14 protein-coding genes and 4 pseudogenes are annotated in these 20,006 nt (G+C 61.1%); 11 read left to right on the top strand and 7 right to left on the bottom strand.

Annotated features, from left to right (window positions below; all coding sequences use genetic code 11):
* The first annotated feature begins 171 nt into the window (after nt 1–171).
* On the top strand, nt 172–1,737 hold the full coding sequence (locus ACSQ3Z_RS32640) for an RNA-directed DNA polymerase (protein ID WP_436175311.1): 1,566 nt from the start codon (nt 172–174) through the stop codon (nt 1,735–1,737).
* A 1,088-nt stretch (nt 1,738–2,825) separates the two neighbouring features.
* On the opposite strand, the gene ACSQ3Z_RS32635 is transcribed toward ACSQ3Z_RS32640, so the two are convergent.
* Nucleotides 2,826–3,053 carry a 6-carboxytetrahydropterin synthase gene (locus tag ACSQ3Z_RS32635; RefSeq protein ID WP_436175310.1) on the bottom strand — a complete coding sequence of 76 codons (228 nt, stop codon included), beginning with the start codon at nt 3,051–3,053 and terminating at the stop codon, nt 2,826–2,828.
* 819 nt (nt 3,054–3,872) lie between these two features.
* Here ACSQ3Z_RS32635 and ACSQ3Z_RS32630 point away from each other — a divergent pair.
* The 5 genes from ACSQ3Z_RS32630 (at nt 3,873) to ACSQ3Z_RS32610 (ending at nt 9,125) form a co-directional block, all read left to right on the top strand.
* On the top strand, nt 3,873–5,732 hold the full coding sequence (locus ACSQ3Z_RS32630) for an ABC transporter ATP-binding protein (protein WP_436175309.1): 1,860 nt from the start codon (nt 3,873–3,875) through the stop codon (nt 5,730–5,732).
* Between the two features lie 1,126 nt (nt 5,733–6,858).
* Nucleotides 6,859–7,659: a YggS family pyridoxal phosphate-dependent enzyme gene (locus ACSQ3Z_RS32625; protein ID WP_006333993.1), complete on the top strand. Its 801-nt coding sequence runs from the start codon at nt 6,859–6,861 to the stop codon at nt 7,657–7,659.
* Nucleotides 7,660–7,674: 15 nt separating this feature from the next.
* On the top strand, nt 7,675–8,391 hold the full coding sequence (locus ACSQ3Z_RS32620) for a dihydrodipicolinate synthase family protein (RefSeq protein WP_436175444.1): 717 nt from the start codon (nt 7,675–7,677) through the stop codon (nt 8,389–8,391).
* A gap of 101 nt (nt 8,392–8,492) precedes the next feature.
* Nucleotides 8,493–8,723: a hypothetical protein gene (locus ACSQ3Z_RS32615; protein ID WP_436175308.1), complete on the top strand. Its 231-nt coding sequence runs from the start codon at nt 8,493–8,495 to the stop codon at nt 8,721–8,723.
* Nucleotides 8,724–8,741: 18 nt separating this feature from the next.
* Nucleotides 8,742–9,125, top strand: a complete 384-nt coding sequence (locus ACSQ3Z_RS32610) for a helix-turn-helix domain-containing protein (protein ID WP_436175307.1) — start codon at nt 8,742–8,744, stop codon at nt 9,123–9,125.
* 10 nt (nt 9,126–9,135) lie between these two features.
* Here ACSQ3Z_RS32610 and ACSQ3Z_RS32605 read toward each other — a convergent pair.
* Nucleotides 9,136–10,756, bottom strand: a pseudogene (locus ACSQ3Z_RS32605) (ISL3 family transposase).
* Between the two features lie 81 nt (nt 10,757–10,837).
* Nucleotides 10,838–10,972, bottom strand: a pseudogene (locus ACSQ3Z_RS32600) (IS110 family transposase); the annotation flags it as partial.
* On the opposite strand from ACSQ3Z_RS32600, the gene ACSQ3Z_RS32595 reads away from it, so the two are divergent.
* From ACSQ3Z_RS32595 to ACSQ3Z_RS32585, 3 genes and pseudogenes are all read left to right on the top strand, one after another.
* Nucleotides 10,943–11,122, top strand: a complete 180-nt coding sequence (locus tag ACSQ3Z_RS32595) for a hypothetical protein (RefSeq protein WP_436175458.1) — start codon at nt 10,943–10,945, stop codon at nt 11,120–11,122. The pseudogene ACSQ3Z_RS32600 and the gene ACSQ3Z_RS32595 sit on opposite strands and share 30 nt — an antisense overlap.
* Before the next feature lie 540 nt (nt 11,123–11,662).
* The gene (locus ACSQ3Z_RS32590) at nt 11,663–13,582 is read left to right on the top strand and encodes a potassium transporter Kup (protein ID WP_436175306.1); all 1,920 of its coding nucleotides are present in this window, start codon (nt 11,663–11,665) and stop codon (nt 13,580–13,582) included.
* Nucleotides 13,583–13,847: 265 nt separating this feature from the next.
* A pseudogene (locus ACSQ3Z_RS32585) lies at nt 13,848–14,219 on the top strand (OB-fold nucleic acid binding domain-containing protein); the annotation flags it as partial.
* A gap of 154 nt (nt 14,220–14,373) precedes the next feature.
* Here the strand turns inward: ACSQ3Z_RS32585 and ACSQ3Z_RS32580 are convergent.
* Nucleotides 14,374–14,577 carry a hypothetical protein gene (locus ACSQ3Z_RS32580; protein WP_436175305.1) on the bottom strand — a complete coding sequence of 68 codons (204 nt, stop codon included), beginning with the start codon at nt 14,575–14,577 and terminating at the stop codon, nt 14,374–14,376.
* A gap of 21 nt (nt 14,578–14,598) precedes the next feature.
* On the bottom strand, nt 14,599–14,778 hold the full coding sequence (locus ACSQ3Z_RS32575) for a hypothetical protein (protein ID WP_436175304.1): 180 nt from the start codon (nt 14,776–14,778) through the stop codon (nt 14,599–14,601).
* Nucleotides 14,779–15,197: 419 nt separating this feature from the next.
* Here ACSQ3Z_RS32575 and ACSQ3Z_RS32570 point away from each other — a divergent pair.
* Together ACSQ3Z_RS32570 and ACSQ3Z_RS32565 are read left to right on the top strand one after the other, a co-directional pair.
* A pseudogene (locus ACSQ3Z_RS32570) lies at nt 15,198–15,479 on the top strand (type IV secretory system conjugative DNA transfer family protein); the annotation flags it as partial.
* 505 nt (nt 15,480–15,984) lie between these two features.
* Entirely contained in the window at nt 15,985–17,013 is a 1,029-nt protein-coding gene (locus ACSQ3Z_RS32565) for a type III secretion protein (protein WP_436175303.1), read from the top strand.
* A 440-nt stretch (nt 17,014–17,453) separates the two neighbouring features.
* On the opposite strand, the gene ACSQ3Z_RS32560 is transcribed toward ACSQ3Z_RS32565, so the two are convergent.
* Both ACSQ3Z_RS32560 and ACSQ3Z_RS32555 read right to left on the bottom strand, forming a co-directional pair.
* A protein-coding gene (locus ACSQ3Z_RS32560) for an IS630 family transposase (protein WP_436175443.1) occupies nt 17,454–18,402 on the bottom strand; the annotation gives its coding sequence in 2 pieces (ribosomal slippage) (nt 17,454–18,065 and nt 18,067–18,402; 948 coding nt in all).
* Nucleotides 18,403–18,813: 411 nt separating this feature from the next.
* Nucleotides 18,814–19,995 carry an IS91 family transposase gene (locus ACSQ3Z_RS32555; protein WP_436175302.1) on the bottom strand — a complete coding sequence of 394 codons (1,182 nt, stop codon included), beginning with the start codon at nt 19,993–19,995 and terminating at the stop codon, nt 18,814–18,816.
* Nucleotides 19,996–20,006 lie beyond the last annotated feature (11 nt).

Raw genomic sequence — 20,006 nt, 5'->3', positions numbered from 1 at the left:
GCTAATCCGACGATTTCCACGGTCTTCGCTCGGCGCGGGTAACATGGATGTCAGAACTTCGGTACACTTGATCGCACGGATCCGGGCAGGCTGGGAGACGGACAAGCCACCGCTGGATGGACTCCCTGGTCTCGGACCATTATGGAGCACGGTTCACTATGCGGAATTACCATGCCCGGCCTGGACAGGAGGATCATCGCGCAAATCGACCACGAGAGCGTCATCGCTCACGTGAAGGCCGACATTCGCAGCGATTTCATCCTGGCACCTCACTACAACGCCATCTTCAACCGGGCGGGCGATGAACTTTGGGACCAGGTGAAGCAGCAGCTGCGCGCGGGCACGTACCAGCCCGAACTGCCGATCACCATGAGCGTCCCGAAGGAGCGCTTCTTCACAAGGCCGGGCAGCATCCTCAGGCCCTCGGACCGGCTCATGTACCAGGGGCTCGTCGACAACATCATGAAGCAGCTGGAAGAAGGGCATGACCGCAGTCGCTCGTTCAGCCACGTCCCCTCGGACGAAGAGGGGCAGATGTTCGAGCCCAACCACGAGTCCTGGGAACGCTTCCAGGAGCGCATCGCCGAGATCTGCGGCGAGAGCGAATTCGTCCTCAAGGCGGACATATCGAATTATTTCGAGCGGCTGCCTCAGCATAACTTGGTGAATCTGATGTCTGCGGCGGGCTGCGCGCCGGAGGTGGTCAGCCTGCTGGAGGAGATGCTCCTGGCGTTCCGCGAACGCAATTCGTTCGGCATCGTCCAGGGCGTGTATCCGTCAGACGCGCTGGGCAACTTTTATCTGTCTGCCCTCGACGCCCACTGCGAACTCGACGAGGTCCTGTCGGCCCGCTACGTGGACGACATCTACATGGGCTTCCCGTCTGAAGCGGAGGCGCGGAAGGGCCTTGCCAGCCTCATCGAGACCCTGCGCAAGGACGGCCTGCACCTCAACGAATACAAGTCCAAGATCATGCCCGCCGACGAGATCATCCGCGAGGAGACCGCAATCGACCGACTGTTTGACGAGATTCGCGATGAGGTAGCGGACGACGAGACCTACGAGCGCGCCAGCCCGTACGGGTTCGAGGTGGAGTGGGAAGACGAGGACGAGGACGACGAGGAAGACGACGACGAGAAGGACGGCGACGACGAGGACCTCCAGAACGCCGCCGTCGAGCGCCTGATGGAGAACATTGGGGACTACCCGAACCAGGCGGACCAGATCGAGAAGTTCTGCCTGCCGATCCTGCGTTCAGCCCAGTCGGACACCGCCGTCGAGCACGTGCTCGAGAACCTGAAGGAGAAGCCGCACCAGACCCGGCTATACTTTTCCTACATCTCAAGCTTCGTCCGGACAAACCAAGACGTGGTCGACGCGCTGGAGGCGCTCGCCGCCGACGACACCGTATCCGATTACCAACGGATGTTCCTGCTGGCCGCGCTCGTCAGGGCAAGGACCGCGAGCCGGGCGACGGTGAACACGGCCCTCCAGTGGCTTCAGAACCGTACTGTCGCGAAGGAGACCCGCGCCATGGCCGCCATCTTCGCCGCGAAGCATGGCGTGGCGCAGCAGAAGCGGACGGTGCGCACCTCCTACGAGGACGAGCCCTCCGACTATGTCCGGAGCTCGATCCTGTTCTCTTCGAAGTACCTGACCGCCGTGGAGAAGAAGACCTGCAAGCGGGCCTGGGGCGGGCACAACGCGATCAACACGCTGATCGCTCAGACCATCTGACTGCTGCCATCTGGCAGGGCCGAGGCTTTCTAAGCTGTGCTTCCACTCACTTCCAGACTGGAACCGCTCCGACCAATAGGTCGGCCGTTAATTGATCACAGGTAGGATCTAACGCTTCAAGTCGCACAGCCTCCGTCAACATTCGCTACAAGCAGCCATCGACTAAGCGGGGGCCACCAACGACCGGCTTGGAATCGTAGCCGGACGTCGGCTTTCTCCGTTTGCCGGCCAGAACCGGACAGTCGGCAGTCGGCCCGTTGCGGCCATTTCTGAACTCCCGCATTTTGTTTTTTCCAGCGCGAAATTGGCCTTAGGCGATGAATGGAAAACGCCCAGATGTTCCTGGTTTGTGCTCAAAAAGTCGCATAAATGGCAGTGTGGTATGCCGTCCAGAATTATCTGTCGTTGGTGCGACTCCAAGTCCAGAATTATCTGTCGTCGGCCTGACTGCTAAGTGGCTCATATTCCACCCTTTTCGCCAGAAGGGGTGACCAATGCCCTTCGGTCAACAGGTTACCAATCCGCGTGTTGGGTGGCCTCAGGTTACCAATCAGTGCCCCAATGACAATTAATTCCGGACTGGCGCTAAGGGGCTGTCTTCATTAGGTCTTATTGCGGCGCTGATTGGTAACCTGAGGCCACCCAACACGCGGATTGGTAACCCAGAGGAACAGGTTTTGGTAACCCTTATCGAACCCGCACTCGCACTTCTCGGCGGGTTCCTTTCAGTTCTAAGCCCGGCTTAATTCCGGACAACGACAGATAATTCTGGAGGGCACACTGGAACGCCGCCGCCGAGTTTGGTCGCGCCATCAGATTGTGTCCGCGCGGCGCTCAGCGCCTGTTGCCGCAGTTCGGGTGACCCCGGCGACGACAAACCGGACTGAAGGCTGACACAATGCTTCTGCCCGGGCCTGCTGCGAGACCTCGTCGAATTCGGCTGAGGTTGCTTGTCCGGGCCTCGTTGCATAGCTGAGGCACTCAAACGGAACATCGCCAAACACCTCCGCCACAGATCTCGTCCATGAAAGAACGGTGAAATGGCTTGAACATCACCCGCAATTAAACGGCCGATAGGCACCCAGCAATCAGGGGCTCTTCGAATATATGCTGCCTTCGGCCTGCCCATCCGGGCCGCGCGAGACGGTGATGCGATCAATTCGCGGGGAATGAGGCGCCAGCTTCTCCCAGATCCATTTGGCGATGTTTTCCAAGGATGGCACCGCCAAACCGTCAATGTCGTTCAGGTATGTATGGTCCAGGATTTTTTGCACCGAACTAATTCTCGGCCTACCCCGGCTTCTAAACGCCGTCATGGAGTAGCTCCTGCACTCGTTCGATCGAAATGTCCGATGCAAAGATCAGGTCGTGAGGGAATGTCCCTTCCCCGCAGATGATCGGCAGTCGCTCGATCGCGCGACGCACGGGATCGGCTTCTTCCGTGAACCAGCAGGTCGATATCAGAAGTAAAAAGGTTGCGGCGGTTACCGCGAACCCATGGCCGGCGCAGCAAGCGCTCTTTTCAGCAAGCGCCCTGGTCGGGAGCCGGTGAGGATGAAATTCGGCTCGGGTGCGACGATTACATGCTCGAGGTTCCATTTGGTCTTCCCGAGCGTGTCCGAAACTGAACAAGAATGTCGGAGCCCCACCCGCTGGCCGTTACAGCCAGGCACCGGCTGGCGAGCAAGCGGTGGAACGAGACGGAGCGCAAATCCGGCACGCAAATTGCATTGATCTCGTAAGTGAGACGTCGGCAGGGCGTCGTGGAGGACCGAGAAATCAACCAGGAGCGTGCTCGATGCCCGCAATGCGACGGCCAGAACAGGACGATGAACCCAGCCACACCTGGGGAGCTGGACCGCTATAGCCAGCCGCGGCGCCTCCTCGTAGATCGCGCCTCCTTCAGCCAAGCCGTCCACCAGCACTACGAGGGCCACCCTATGCAGCTCTCGAACGTGGCCACAGCGCGCATGTACATTCAAGTGCGCTCCTCAGCCTTGCGTGGTCCGCTCGAAGCGCGCCAGGAACGCATTGTGTGTGGACGAGGAACGTGCGCTTGGCAGTTCAGGGGGCGAGCGCTCTCGCACTCCTCCGATGCGCCGCACCCATTCTCTGATCAGCCGGTTTGACCCGCCATGTCGCCTTTGCATTTCATCTATCGTCCCTTTGAGACGCTTATCCGCCCGCTGGATATCCCCTACGCGCCTTTGCCGGCAACAGGTCCGTTTGCGCTGCTTCTGCATTTCGCACGCATGTTCCGTGGCGTGCTGGCGGCCATCGCCGTCTTCATGATGGCGGTCGAGGGAATCAACCTCGCGGTGATCTGGGGCATGTATATCATTGTGGACGGGGTGAGCTCGCACGGTGCGGCGGTTTTCCTTGGGGAAACTTGGCCTATGCTCACGTTCCTCGGCCTGCTGATGTTCCCCGCGCAACCGCTGCTGATGTTCATCGCCAATACATTGGGTTCCCAGGCAGTGTCCGTATGCATGCCCGCCGCTATGCAATGGCATGGCTACAAGGCGGTCGAACGTCAGGACCTTGCATTCTTCCACGATCTCTTCGCCGGCCAGGTGGCGTCGCGCATTTCGCAACTCGCCTCCGCCGTGCAGCAGCAGATCGTCGTAGCGTCTTACAGCATACCGTATTTTCTCGTGCAGTTTCTCGGTTCGCTTTTGCTGCTTGCCACGCTGTCATGGCCGCTGGCGCTTCCGGTCTTTTTTTGGATCATGGCGAACGTCGCAGTCGCGGTTGTGGCAGTGCCATATTTTGCCGTGCGGTCCCGCCACTCTGCCAGCGCGCGCAGCCTCGTCGTCGGCGCCATGACCGACCTCTACAGCAACATCCACGTGGTCAAGCTGTTTGCGGCCGAAGACAGCGAGGCGGACGCAATGCGCACCATCATGGGAGATGCCATCGAGACGCAACAGCTTGAACGGCGTATCCACTTAACAACCGACACCAGCGTCGTCCTGCTGAACGTCCTTCTTTCGCTGACCAACATCGCCGTCGGGCTCTGGGGACTCGTGGCCGGTTTTGTCACCACCGGCCAATTTGTTGCTTCAATCGCACTCGTTCAGCGGCTCAACGCCAACTCCCTGGCCTTTCTCCAGCTAGGACAGCAGATATTCCAGGCTGTGGGCACGATACGCGACGCGATGCCGGTCATCACCACGCCTTCAACGGTAACCGATGTCTCCGGAGCCAGGCCGCTGGCCGTTGTCGCCGGCACGGTCGAGTTCAGGGATATCCGGTTCGAATACCGGCAAGGAAAAGGGGTAATCGAGAATCTATCGCTCAGGGTCCGCGCCGGCGAGAAGGTCGGGCTCGTCGGCATGTCGGGGTCCGGCAAGTCAACGCTTGTTAGCCTGCTTCTGCGGTTCTTCGACGTAAACGATGGCGCAATCGTCGTCGACGGCCAGGATATCCGGTCGGTGACGCAGGCAAGCCTGCGTCAGAATATCGGGGTCGTGACCCAGGATGTCTCGTTGCTCCATCGCTCTGTCGGGGACAATATCCGGTACGGCCGGCCGGATGCCTCGTCGGAGGAGGTCGAACGCGCCGCAATGCTGGCCGATGCGGACGGTTTCGTGGCCGATCTCAAGGACAGCGAAAACCGCACCGGCTACGATGCTTTCGTCGGTGACCGCGGGGTGAAGCTTTCTGGCGGGCAGCGTCAGCGGGTCGCCATCGCTCGGGTGCTGCTTAAGGACGCGCCAATCCTCCTTCTAGACGAGGCGACTTCTGCCCTGGACAGTGAAGCCGAGGCGGCGGTCCAAGAAAAACTCGAGCTTATAATGGAGGGCAAGACGGTGATCGCCATTGCCCACCGCCTGTCGACGATTGCCAGCATGGACAGGATCGTCGTGCTCGACAAAGGGCGCATCGTTGAGGAGGGCTCCCCCTCGGAGCTACTCAAACGCGACGGCCTGTATGCCCGCCTGTGGCGGCGGCAGACCGGCGGCCACATTGCCGACAGTTCCGAGGAGAGATAAGCCGACTGGAAGGTCGTTCGTCACGGCTCCGCGCTGCTCGCAATGCTTGGCTGTTGTCGTAGAGAGCGGGCATGTTCGCGTTAGACAAATCTCGGCTTTCGCCGCCTCCGTCGCAAATGTGTGGGAATGGGCGACGAGATTGCCACAAGAGCTCTTCGGTTCTATCGCGAGAAGCTGTCCGCCCGCGGCCGCGCCGATGCTGGTACCGCCTAGTCTTAAGCAGTGGTGATCGCTCGACTTCGTCTCCGACCGTTCCACATCCTCACTGTCGTCGACGATTGGACGCGGGACACAAAGCGCGCTGCTGAGGTGGTGCCCGAACGTGCAAGGACACAGAAGCTTACGATACGAGGGGTGAGCCGAGTCGAAAAACTGGAAACTCCGTCTGGTGCAATCCGGACCGGGTCACAAGGCGTGGTACAAGAGTTGGGTGGCGCAACACCGCTGGTTAATTGCGCCGGTGCTATCGCGGCCTCTGGTCCGCAACGGCGCAGGCAACACGCCGAGGAGCAGGGGCGCATGGCAGATTGCCCCAACCGGCTCGACGTCGCCATGCTCGACGAGCTTCGGGAATTGGGGTCAGCGAACGCATGACCGGCAGGGCCGGGGGGTGGCTCGTTTGCCGACGCCACTGCAATTGGCCCCGCAACGGGGTCGCGAGCCGGAATTCAACCAGGCCGTTCGCCTAAAACTGATCCAGCTCAAGGCGGCCCACCGCTACCCATGTAGAACGGGCAACGAGCGCGGTGCGCACCAGACAAAGGGCAATGACCAAAGCCGTCCTCGACATCGCATCGGAGTTCAACGTCTTTGCACCAATGCCCAGGAATGGTCGACGCGACAAACAACTCCCCGCGTACAGGCGCTGAGAGCCGCCGACGTTTAACGGAAAATCACAAACGGGCTATCCCGATCCCTGGGGGGCCAAGGAGGCCGCCCCATGAATCGCTGCACATCATCAGTTTGCAATTCTTGCTTTCGCCACCGTCTGCACATTGGCTACCGTCGCTACGGCGGCGGATCGGACCATCTATGCACCGCCCGACAAGAGCCTCGTGTTTCTTAGTGGCGTCGGCTACACGTGGCTCAAGGCCAACGAGCTTGTCTACGACAGGGGCAGATCACAATGGGCACGAACAATCCGCCGCTTTCGCCCGAGGACGTCGAACGTTTCGGGCCTGATCCCCTTACCAGCTTCCGCACCAATCTGGCGTCGGTTGAAGAGCGCATCACGCTTGCTTGCGCACGGGCCGGGCGCGACCGTGCCTCCGTGCGGTTGCTGCCGATCACCAAGACGGTGCCGGCCCATATCCTGCGATATGCCTTCGACGTCGGCATCAGCACCTTCGGCGAGAACAAGATCCAGGAGGCAATGACAAAGTGCGAGGCGCTTCACGATCTCGCCATCGACTGGAGCATCGTCGGACATCTGCAGACCAACAAGGCCAAATATCTGACCCGCTTCGCGCGTGAGTTTCATGCGCTCGACAGCCTGCGGCTCGCCGACCTTCTGAACACGCGGCTGGAACGCGAAGATCGCTTCCTCGACGTCTATGTGCAGGTCAACACGTCTGGCGAGGACAGCAAGTTCGGCCTCCATCCGAACGCACTGCTGCCCTTCGTGGAGACTCTCGATCAGCTTCCCCGTCTCCGGCCATGCGGGTTGATGACACTTGCGCTGTTTTCCTCCGACATGGCCAAGGTGCGGCCTTGCTTCATTCTGCTGCGCCGGCTGCGGGACAAAGCCGTGAAGCACAACGCCGCGCTGACCGGGCTCTCCATGGGCATGACCGGAGACTTCGAGGAAGCCATCGAGGAAGGCGCCACTGTCGTGCGCGTCGGTCAAGCCATCTTCGGCAAGCGGCCGACGCCTGACGGCCACTACTGGCCGGGTTTCGCCCCCACCGATCGAGGAATTGAACCATGATTTTTCGCAAACGGCCTGTCTGCTTTTCCGATCACCCCCGCCGATCATTCCGGCCGGGTCGACGTTGACGCGCTACGGAAACTGGTCAGCCGGTTGATCGCGGCTGAGGTCGATTCCATCGGCCTGCTCGGCAGCACCGGCATTTATGTGTATCTGACTCGCGACGAACGACGCCGCGCTATCGAAGCTGCGGTGGAGGAAGCCTCGGGTCATATCCCGGTCGTCGCCGGCATCGGCGCGTTGCGCACCGACGATGCGGTGAAGCTCGCCCAGGACGCCAAGCCATTGGCGCATCAGCCGGTCCTCTTTCGGCCGCTTCCTACACGCCCTTACCGAAGACGAGGTATACGAGCATTTCAGGGCGATAGCGGCCGAGAGCGGCCTTCCCATCGTCTCGTCGCGATCAAGAACCCCGGCTGGAAGACGGACGACACAGCCCGGCATCTCGCTGAGCAGCGCGCGATCGTTCCGGACGGCTTTTCCATCGGATGCAGCGGCGACTGGCTGGCCACGGAAACCATGATCGCCGGCGCCGACACCTGGTACAGGCGTTCTTGCAGGGCTGTTCCCAAAAGTCTGCCTCAAGATCGTCAGAGCTGCACAAAAGGCGATGCCGCCCCAGGCACGCCAGCTCGATGCCGCACTGGCGCCGATTTGGGATTTGTTCAGGCAGTATTCCAGCCTGCGCGTCGTCTGTGCATTGGCCGAAACTCTCGACGTCTGCCGCGCTGAGCCGCCTCGGCCGATCCTGCCGCTTCCCGAGCCGGTGAAGCGACACGTGGCCGAGATGCTGGCAGGCCGACCATCAGGAATGGCTAAGGGATAATGCTGTGATGTCTCCAACCCCGCTCACCATTCACGTCCAGTTCGACACGCTCGGCACATTCGAGCAGGCGGAAGAGGCCGGATATGTGCCGGAATATGTCGATGTTGCCGACAGCGGCCTGACCGCCGCGCCACTCGACTTCGATATGCGACACAGTCTCGATACGCTCGACGAACTGCGCGTATCGTCCTTATTTCGCGGTTTCAGATGTGAAACCGTCATAGATCTGGGAGATTGATATGCGATGGCATATTAAATGCGCTATGCAATAGAAGATGTCGTAACAGCGCTTAAGTCCGCGCGCGAGGCGAAAGCCTTGAGCCAGCGCACCTCGGCGCGCGCAGGGGTGCCTCAAAGTATTTCGAAAATCGAAAGCGGCAAGGTCGATCTGCAACTTTCCAGCCTAATTCAGCTGGCGCGGCCCCTCGATCTTGAAGTGAAGCTCCTGCCGAAGAAGGCGCTTCCCGCAGTGGACAGTGTCGTGCGGTCGACCACGCCCCAGGCGACCAGCAAAGAAGCCGCGAGCGCCCTGAACAAACGACGGCAGGCCGAGATCGTAACGGAGACGCTGCGCACAGCTCTACCCAATGACACGCAATTGCATCGCGCGTCGACGGTCCTGAGGGAGCTCTCACATTAAAGGTTCTTCCTCACTTTGTGTGGAGCGGTGGCAGCATTCGTGCCCTCAGCAGTTCAGGGCCTGCCCGACCGTACATCGCGCGCTTGAGAGTCTTGAGGCGGTTGATCTGGCCTTCGGCCTGTCCGTTGCTCCAGGGCAGTTCGATGGCATTGTTGACGGCATCGATGTCTCTGCGCAAAATACGAGCGAACCGCATGATCGGGATGAGTTCGGAGTCGATCGCATCGTCGATCCACGCATCCAGTGGTGCCGATCTCTTGCTGCGAAGGATGCCGTTGAAGCGCATCGCCAGGCGCCGCATCGCGGCGAAAGCGTCAGATCCCTGCTTCAGGGCATCGACCTTCCTTGCCTGCCGGCCTGTCATCAGGCCTCGCGGCTTGATGCACAGCGCTGCGGCAATCACCGGCGAGATCGCATGACCGGTTTCCGGGTCTCGAACCGGCTCCAACTTCAAGGCCGTGGGTGGTACATCATAGGCCTGCTCCCTTTCGGCCCGCCGCCAAGCTCCCAGCAAGCGCTCCAGATTGGCGAAGCTGCCGGTGTAGCCGCGCTGCTTGACGTCATGAAACAGATGTCGTCCGCAGCGGTTTCCATCCTTCCAGCATTGGGCAAGGAAGGCTTCGAAATACCAAGGTGATGTGGGGTTCAATGCCGCCCGCCGCCTGTCTGGCGGAGTCTTGAACTCGAGCCAATTCGCTACGCTGCGACGTTCATAGCCGGTCCGACGGGCGATCTCGCTGTACGACAGTCCCTCGTCGCGCAAGGCATGGAGCTTCTCGAATATCTCCTGACGAGATTGGCTATGTGCGAGACGGGCGCGCCGGCGATGTGTCGCGGCGTCAACGATTGCGTCCTCCGACAGGATCGCCCTGCCGGTGGCACGGCCGGAAAGGTTCATCTGTTCTTCGATCGCCGAGCGAAGATTCTGGACCAGGTGAAACGGCGACCTGTCGCGCCTGCGGTGCGCCCTCGCGAACAGCCTGCGCATAGAGGCCGCAGCGGTCCCGGCTGACGACCTCGACCGAAGGATGGCTCCGCAGCCACTTGGCCGCACTCTCGACGCTGCGGTTGTCCAGAATGTCGACAACCGCGCGGCGCTCGAGATCGACCATGATGGTCCCATAGCTTGTCGCCCGCCGCCAACTCCAGTCATCGATGCCAACCACCCGGATCTCGGAGTTGCGATGAGCAACCTCGGCATCCCGCTTGAGTTGCCGTAGGATGGTGTCGTCGCTGATCGGCATGCCGAGCCGTTGCATCAAGCGCTCGCCAGGACGGCCGCCCGTACTATGGCCAAGCAGGCCAACAATCTCCCCGACCCTCGTCGTCCGGCGCGCATAAGGAGCAGCAACCGTCGGCAGACGGTCGGTAAACGTTCGCCGCTCACATTTCCGACTTGTGCATCGCCAGCGACTCAGCAGGAGCTTCACCGTAACGGGCTTGCCCTGGACCGGCAGATCCTGAAGGCTGCGGTTGGACCAGCCGTGCCGACTTCGGCTTTGCCGTCGACAATCGGGGCAAATGCCGATCGCGGACCCGGCAGCGGAAACAACCCAGCCGTCATCAACGGTGAGCGCGACACCCAGTATCTTGACCCCTGGGCCGGGCGACCATTTCGATTTCGTTCGCATGCCCGCCCATAGCGACACCGTCGCTAACGGCGAATGAATCACACAAAGTGAGGAAGAACCTAATTAACTGCCAAGTGACACCACCGCCATGGCGTTGCCCGTAGCCTCAACGACAATCTCATCGGTCCGTCGCAAACTGCGGCCGAACCCTTCCAGTCCCGAGCGGGTCATGTCGACCCGTCCGTGATGGCGCAGCCGGCCATCTTCCCAAACCACCTATCGGTTACTAACAGTGACAACTGCGAGCTCGGCATCTTCTCCGCCATCGAGGCCGCCGCCGGCCTTTTCGAGAACCATCCGCATTCCTCTGTCTTTCCAGGAGACGGCGTGGACACCATGCCGTTCCTCACCGAACCCGCCTCCTAGCCCTTCGCCTGTGTAGCATACGTCACGACCCCCGTTTGGCTTCGACCTGAAGGATTACGGCGCCCCCTTCGCAGAGAAGATCGGGTTGTTCGTGGCGCGAGCAGCGAAGCCGAAGGAGCTTGTCTGGGTTCGGGTGCTGGCATGTCGATATTACGACCGTGTGCCCTTCGACAAGCTTGGTGGCTTCTTCAACCAGCATCTCGCCGCGGAGATCGAATCGTTATCTGCGCCGCAAAGTGCGGCCGGTGAGCGGCTTGGCCCTGCGTTCGAGTTGGCCACGTCTCGCTGGGATCGAGCATGTAAATGGCTTACGCAGCAACGGTGCGATCACAATGGAGCAACGGCATCAGGAAACCGCCATCCTTATGCGCCCCGACACCCTGGTCGCCATCGGTCGCATCGCGGGGGGCACTGTGGCCGAGGGCTGGCGAGTCTGCCAAGGCGAGCAACGATAGGCGATGCCGGCAGACATTACGTTGCGGCACTTGATATTGCAGTGCAGCAAGCGTAGAGCACCGCGCGCTTATCGGAGTGTCGTCCATGGCCCTTACCAATGCTGGTAACGAGGCAGAACCTGTCCAACAATCGAGCCATTCTAAGGTCGAGCAGCACAGCACCAAGGTGCTGATGCTGGGGGCACTCGGTGTCGTTTACGGCGATATCGGCACCAGCCCGTTCTATGCATTCCGCGAAGCGTTGCATGCATCAGCCAATGGCAACGTCGCCAACCGTGGCGACATCCTCGGCGTGCTGTCGCTGATCATCTGGTCGCCGACGATCACCGTGACGATCAAATACATCATGTTCGTGCTCCGCGCCGACAATCGAGGCGAGGGCGGAGTGCTGTCGCTTGTCGCGCTGGCGCGCAACAGTTTCCCGACCCGCTCGGCGGTGATCCTCGGCATCGGCATCGTCGGCGCGGCGCTTTTTTTCGGCGACGCAGTGATTACGCCGGCAATCTCGGTACTGTCGGCGGTCGAAGGTATGAATGTCGTCACGCCGACATTCCAGCCCTATGTGGTGCCGCTGACACTGGCCATCCTGGCGATCGTGTTTGCGGTACAGCGGTTTGGCACCGGCGGCGTAGGATTGGTGTTCGGGCCCGTTACCGCGCTGTGGTTCCTGGCCATCGGCCTTTCTGGCCTCAACCACATCATGGACGACCCGGAAATCCTGCTGGCCATCAGCCCGCATTACATCGTGTCGTTCCTGGTCAACTCGCCCGAAGTCGCCTTCGTCACGGTTGGTGCGGTTTTTCTCGCCGTCACCGGCGCTGAGGCGCTCTATGCCGACCTCGGCCATTTCGGGCGCAAGCCGATCGTGCTCGCCTGGCTGGCAATCGTGTTTCCTTGCCTGTTGCTCAACTATGTCGGGCAAGGTGCCTTCGTGCTGGCGAATGGCGGTGTCGTCGGTCATCCCTTCTTCGAGATGAACGAAGGCTGGATGCTTATCCCGATGGTGGTGCTGGCGACGGCGGCGACTGTGATCGCCAGCCAGGCGGTGATCTCCGGCGCCTTCTCGCTGACCAGACAAGCGGTGCAGCTCAACATGCTGCCGCGTTTCGTGATCCTGCATACGTCGGAAAAACAGTCGGGCCAAATCTACCTGCCGCGCGTCAACCTGCTGCTGGCGCTGGTGGTGATGCTGCTGGTGGTCGGCTTCGGTGAATCGAGCAGACTGGCCTCGGCCTACGGTATTTCGGTAACCGGCAACATGCTGGTGACGAACATACTGCTTTTTATTGTGATGACGCGCATCTGGAAGTGGCCGGTCGGCGTCGCGGTCGCCTTGATGGCGGTGTTCGCCTTCGTCGATACCGGCTTCTTTGCGGCCAACATAGTCAAGGTGTTTGAAGGGGGCTGGTCCTCGCTTGCCATTGCCGCAGTTATTGTGCTCACCATGTGGACCTGGATCCGCGGCACCCGCTATTTGTTCGAAAAGACGCGCCGGAACGAGATCCCGCTGGATTTCCTTGCCGGCAATCTGCTGAAGAAGAAGCCGCATCTGGTGTCGGGCACTGCGGTGTTCCTGACCAGCGATCCGCTCAGCGCGCCGACCGCGCTGATGCACAGCCTGAAGCACTACAAGGTGCTGCACGAGCAGAACGTCATCCTTTCGGTAGTGACGGCGCCGCAGCCGGTGGTGCCCGACAGCGACCGCGTCAAGATGGAGACGGTCAACGAGCTGTTCATGCGGGTGACGCTGACCTTCGGCTATATGGAACAGCCCAACATTCCGCGCGCGCTGGCGATCTGCCGCAAGCAGGGCTGGAAGTTCGACATCATGACGACGTCCTTCTTCCTGTCACGGCGCTCGCTCAAGGCGTCGCCGAATTCCGGCATGCCGATCTGGCAAGACAAGCTGTTCATCGGCCTGGCGCGCTCGGCGGCCGATGCGACGGAGTATTTCCAGATCCCGACCGGACGTGTGGTCGAGATCGGGACGCAGGTGGCCGTTTAGGCATGCCCGGTTGAGCAGAATCAATTGGCATTTTCCGAGCCGGTGAATGCCTGACTCCAGGCCCGAAGCTTCCGGCCCCAAAGCCGTCCCTTTACGCCTGCGATCATTCCCCTTCCCCATTGTCTTGCCGACCCACCAGTCGAGATGCACTGAAACGACCTCGCCGGGCAGCAACTTATTCATTTGAACGTAATCGATGTGCCGCAAGTCCGACCTTCAATCTTTCAGTTCACAGGCAAGCGTTACCAAAATCGGCGTGCCGCCTAACCGGCGCCGCGTCGTGACCTGTCAGGAAGCCATGCAGGCGCGAGACAGAAGCTGGCTCGAGGCCGCCGGCCTGGTGCTGGTCCGGCAGCGGCCGGGCTCGGCCAGAGGCTTCATGTTCCTCACCATGGAGGATGAGACGGGCGCGGCAAACATCGTCGTCTGGGTCAAGATCTTCGAGAAATTCCGGCTCGTGCTTCTCTCGTCGGCCATGCTCGGCGTACGCGGTCGTATCCAGCGAGAAGGGGAGGTGGTGCATCTCGTCGCCCACGAGCTGACCGATCTGTCGGCCGAGCTGGCCAGCGTGGGAAACCGTGAGATGCCGTTTCCATTGCCGCACGGCCGCGGGGATGAGGCTCATCACGGCGCGCCCGGCCGGGGCCGACCACGCCTTCGACCGTAGAAGAAGGCGCCGGCATATCTCGGTTATGCAGGACCTGGCGGATGCGGGTGCTGTGGCGGCGCCCACATGCGTTCGCTGCGGTTCCTGCGCAGTCGTCGCGGGGACAGGCTTCCGTTGTCGAGTGTCACCTGCCGCTGAATGTGACAGGCCAGGATGAAGCGGCGCAGGTTCGCGCCCAGCCGCCAACAATCCACGCCGGCAGCGGCGCCACGAGCCTCTCGCCGCTCGGTGTCACCCAGCACTCCCGGCGATAGCGCATCACATCCGACAGAACCAGATCGCGCACCAGGATCGTCTCGTATCCCTTGAAGCGTGAGCCCGCGCTCACCGCAACCGTTCACCTCGCGGCTCACGCGACCGCCGTCGCGCTTTGCGCCGCGACGGCGTCGCTTCCCCTTGCCAGATGCGTTGCGCATTCCGACGGCTTGGTCGGCTTGTCCGGAGGGCGATCCTTGAGGGTCTGGATCTCGGCGCGCAGCGCCTGGTTCTCGATCTCAAGGCTCTCGACCCGGCCTTGAAGACCGCGCACTATGCCGATCAGCGCAGCAAACGGCCCGCGGAGCTGAGCAAGCGACAGGCCTTCAAGCGAATCAGTCGGTGGTAGCGTCCGCAAATGGTGAATCACGAACGCGCTCGCCGCAAACCCCTCCGCCCGGAAAATCTGATCTGGTTACGGCTCTCGGCGTGACCCAGAGAGCTGGGAGAAGCCTCTGCGAGACTACAAGTGTAACACCATGTTGGTTTAGCAGATCATGCTTCGGTGGTAACCTCATGGGGTACAGAAACGACTTTGGAAGCTGAGCAATGGATCGCGATAGCAAACGGACACGTGCAGCTGGAAGTTCATCCCGCGACGGGAGGAGGGCCGAGGAACGCCGTAACCACCTCGACCTTCCAGACGGGCCATTGACCATGTTGCAGAACGGTTAGTAACGGCTAACCCGCGCGATGCAGCAAGCGATCTCGGGAGCTTCAAATCCGCCGAGAGGCAACCGCGACGTGCAGTTCAGGACGTTGCACTTCTTTGTGCTCTATGAATTCAAGCACTTGGGTAAGCTGGAGGCGATCGAGACCGCAATTACGACCATCGCGGGCTACAAGGGTCGCTTCAGGCTCATCATCCAGAGCCTCTCGGCACTGACGGGGGCCTAAGGCGAGGCTGGCAAGCAGAATTTTCTCGGCAATACCGGCCTGCAAGTGTTCATGGCCACTGCCGATGACGAGACGCCGAATGGTCATGCCGCCAGATCCCACATTTTGATCGATGCCCGGTTAACGTCACGGTGCCCGTTTTCACAGCGTTAAGTTTACGGTGCCCGTCAGCTTGTCGTAAGCCAACCCGCCTAGCATGAGTCATCCAGATGACACTGACGGTTAAGCGCCCGTCTCGCGTATCCCGTCCCTCGGCGATCAGAAACTCCACTACAGGTGAACGGCTATGGGAATTTGCATCTCCAAATCCTCCGGATCGACTCGACAGTCGCCGCGAGAATCCACGGCGTCGGGCTTTGAGAGCAGCATATCAGCGCTGAGGGTCTCCCTGGGCACGCCTGCCGACAGGTTGCGACGGGGCGGAGATGCGCCTCTGGAGCCACATCAGATCCAGCAGGCCGCCTATCATATGGGAGCGTGTGTCGTCGGTGACGATGTCACCAGCCCGATAAGACTCGCGACAGCGGGGCAAACAGTTCACGACGTCCGCCTGCTGCTCAAGCATGGCCGGGGAAACGTTAAGGTGGACGACATTCCCTCTCACGGCCACAACAGCATCGGATCGTCGGTTGCAATGATGGGAGCAGACGACAACATTAAGGTTGCAGTGGCCGTAGTCATGGGAGCGGCGTGCTGCAATCAGACCGCTCCCCTTTCCGCTATCGTCCACGCCCCACACATGGCGGCCGACGAGCGGAGTATGACCTCTAGTGCTTCCGTGTCAATGAAAGAGATAACCGACCAAGGTGATGAGATCCCAGTCAAGACGGGTCACATTTGGAACGAACTGCGGCGCGGAAGCCGGGACCCGAGGTCGACCGTGGTTATGGATGCCTGGGCCAACGGTCCCGCTGTTCGGTTGAAGGACAGCGCATGGAGCGGAGTGCCGGTCAAGGAAGGTCATTGGTCGATGGACAAAAGCACCGCCGAATTCCTGAAAAACCGTGTTGAGGGGTTGATTCCGTTCGCGCATCCGGACACAAATGAACAAACTGCCAACGATTTGCGCCGGAAGCAAAACGCACCCGTATCGTGGAAGAAATATGCAGAAATACAGGTGATCTCACCCGAGTTCGCCGATAGTGTACGCAACGCATTGTCCCGTATTCCTGAAGGCCAACAAAGGGAAATCGCATCACTGATGATTCAGGAAGCCTACGGAATGGATCCTTCCTCGCGCACGCACCAAGACGCAGTGGAATCAGTTCTGGTGGCCGCCAACCAACTGGACTCGCTGCCCCGGCCTCCTGTCGAGCCGCCGGAATTGGCGGCGTATCACCAGTTCGACGCAAATCAACAGGTCCAAGCTCACGCAGTTCCCGGCATGCAAGATATCTTGCCGCACATGCCTCCGCCGCAGCATGCATGGAATGCGAATCTGGACGGCCACATAGCAGGTCTTGAAGCTGAAGTCCGTGCGACAGGTGCGCAAATCTCCTATGAACAGCTGCGGCGGGGTGGTCAAGTCGGGCAGTCCATAAGCCACGCCTACAATCACGCCCGCGAGGATCTAATGGCTGCCTCCAGAAGCAGAGATCGCTCCGGCCGTTGAGGTCTCGGCCATGGTAAGTGACGCCTTCTCCCCGAATTCCGTTCACAGCGTTGCCGTTTCCAATGCGCTGGCCGTTGATGTACCTGACTTAGGGTAACTTTCAGAAACACGTCTGCCGGGTGGTGCGACCAAGCACACACCACCCGCTCCGGCATCGATCTGTCGAGCGGCGACATCGCACGACGTCGGCGTGGTACTGGTGCCCAATGTCGGCCGCCGGTTGGGCGTGGGTGGACGGCGCTGCAGGTACTTCCGGGGATGATGATGGCGGCCGCACCGCTCGATTGTAGCGGGGCGAGCGCGTGGAGAGACGATTTGCGAGATACCGCGAACAACCTTACACTCGCCGTTGACGTCGGAGACCTCTACGAACATAAACGCGACAACGTTTTCAGCTTGCCGCGCCTACGAGCCGGAGTCCCTCGCCATCCTAGAGCCTTTCAGGTTTTGACGGAAGCGTACCCGGCGTTTTCGAAGTAGTTCTTGCATTCGGCTGCCTCGATGGTTTCGACGAGGTGGCCGATGTGGCGCCAAGTTTCCTCGACGGTGCGTTTCTGAGCCTGGCGCATCCAGTGTTTGATCTTGGCAAAGGCCTGCTCGATCGGATTGAGATCCGGAGAGTAGGGCGGCAGGTACCAAAGCCTGGCACCGGCAGCCTTGATCATCTGCCTGATGGCCGCCGACTTATGACTTCCCAGATTATCCATGACGACGATGTCGCCGGGCTTCAGAACGGTGACGAGCTGCTGCTCGACATAGGCGCGGAAGCATTGGCCGTTGATCGGTCCGTCGAAGACGCAAGGTGCCGCGAGCCGATCCCAGCGCAGCGCGCCAAGGAAGGTCAGCGTGCGCCAATGGCCGTGCGGAGCCAGGCCGCGAAGCCGCTTGCCCCTCGGCCCCCAGCCTCGCAACGGAGCCATGTTGGTCTTGATCCAGGTTTCGTCGATGAAGACCAGGCATTGCGGATCGAGACCGGTCTGCCAAGATCGCCATCGCTGACGCCTGCGGGCAATATCAGCGCGCGCCTGCTCAAGGGCGAACAGCGTTTTTTTTGAAGCTCAGGCCCTCGCGCCTCAAGAACAGCCAGACCGTATTGTGCGAGACCTTGACCCCGCGCGCATCCAACTCGTCCTTCAGCCGATGCAGCGTCAGTTCAGAGGTCTGATTAATCCGCTCCACGATGAAGGCACGATGCGGCTCAAGAACCCGCTTGCGGTGTCCGCCCATCTTGCCCGGTGCCACCGAGCCCGTTGCACGGTAACGCTGCGACCACTTCACCACAGAGGAAACTGCAACGCCAAAGCGCGATGCCACTGCACGGCAGTTCTCACCCGCGCCAACTGCCTCAACAACACGCTCACGAAGATCGTTTGAAAGCGCTCGCGTCATCAGATGCTGGCCTCCAATCCAGCCAGCATCTTGAATCACAATCGCCCTGCTTTGGGAATCTGGAGGCTTCTGTGAGGTCCGCATGCTCGACGGAGCCACCTGGCAGGACGTCGGGCCTCATTGTAAGCCGGATTGAACGGAGGCGCGGGTAGGTTTGGTGCTATGGGGACTGTAGCCTGGAGGAGCGGTCGGGATCGTCGGTACCAGGCTGATGAAGGGCGTTCACGATGCGGCCACAGCGAAGGATGGCACGTTGGAAGGCGGAACCGTGATAGCGCGAGCCGTCGGAGAGGCTGCAGTGCTTTCTATCGCCGGGCTGGCTGCTTGCGGCTTTGTGCGGCGGGACAAGGGTCGGGGTTCCAGCGCGCACGGCGACGGATACCGTACCGGGTGATGTAGACGCCGGCGCGATCATGAGGTGTCGTTCCAGAATGAGCTCGGCGGTGCCTGTCCGCACCGCCAGATGGCAAGCGTGATCATCCGTCCTCCACAGCATGGGCAGCGGTGCGCTGCCGCAAGGGGCTCGGCGGCGCTTTCGGCATCCGCTTCGAGATCGTCCTGCTGCGGGCTGGCCAGAAGCCTGCGGCACAGGTCGAGTCTGGCAGCGCGATGACCATTGGCGAGGAAGCCGTAGTGGCGGATGCGATGGAAGCCGTCGGGCAGCGTGTGCAGCAGGAAGCGGCGGATGAACTCGTGCGCGTCGAGCGTCATGATCTTCGTCTTGCCGCCGTGGCGGTAGTCTCGCCAGCGGAACGCGACGCGATTGTCGTCCATGCTGATCAGCCGGGAGTTGGCGATGGCGACGCGATGGGTGTAGCGGCCGAGATAGGCCAGCACCTGCTTTGGACCGCCGAAGGGCGGCTTGGCGTAGACAACCCATTCCCGGCGACGAGCCTCGGCGAGCAAGCGGGCGAAGGCATCGGGCTTTGCCAGGTGGGCGAGATCGCCGAAGAAGCCCAGCCGCCCCCCATCATGGGCCGCTCGCAGCTCCTCCAGAAAGCGCCGGCGGAACAGACGCGACAGCACGCGCACGGGCAGGAAGAACCCCGGCCGGCAGGAGATCCATCGCGTGCCGTCGGGCGACAAACCACCGCCCGGCACGATGCAATGGATGTGGGGATGGTAGGTGAGAGTTTGGCCCCAGCTGTGCAACACCGCGATGAGACCGATCTCTGCGCCGAGATGCCTGGAATCCGCGGCGATCGTGCGCAGCGTCTCGGCGGCCGCCTTGAACAGGATCGTGTAGACCGCCGCCTTGTTCTGGAAGGCGATCGCGGCAATCGCGGCCGGCAGCGTGAACACCACGTGGAAGTAGGCAACCGGAAGAAGCTCGTCCTGCCGCGCGGCGAGCCAGTCCCGGCAGGCCTGCCCTTGGCACTTGGGGCAATGCCGGTTGCGGCAGGAATTGTAGGCCACGCGGATCGCCCCGCAGGACCGGCAGCCCTCCACATGGCCGCCCAGTTCGGCGGTCCGGCACAGTTCGATGGCGCTCATCGAGCGGCGCTCGACGCGTCCGAGATGGCCGATATTGACCTGTCGATACGCCTCGCCATGGCGGCGGAAGATATCCGCCACCTCCAGTCTCGCCGACATGAGCCGGGACC

It is taken from the genome of Mesorhizobium sp. LjNodule214, from assembly GCF_964252735.1.
Classification (GTDB): Bacteria; Pseudomonadota; Alphaproteobacteria; order Rhizobiales; family Rhizobiaceae; genus Mesorhizobium.
Note: the sequence above shows the minus strand (reverse complement) of the source record. Positions and strands in the feature narration are given on the sequence as shown.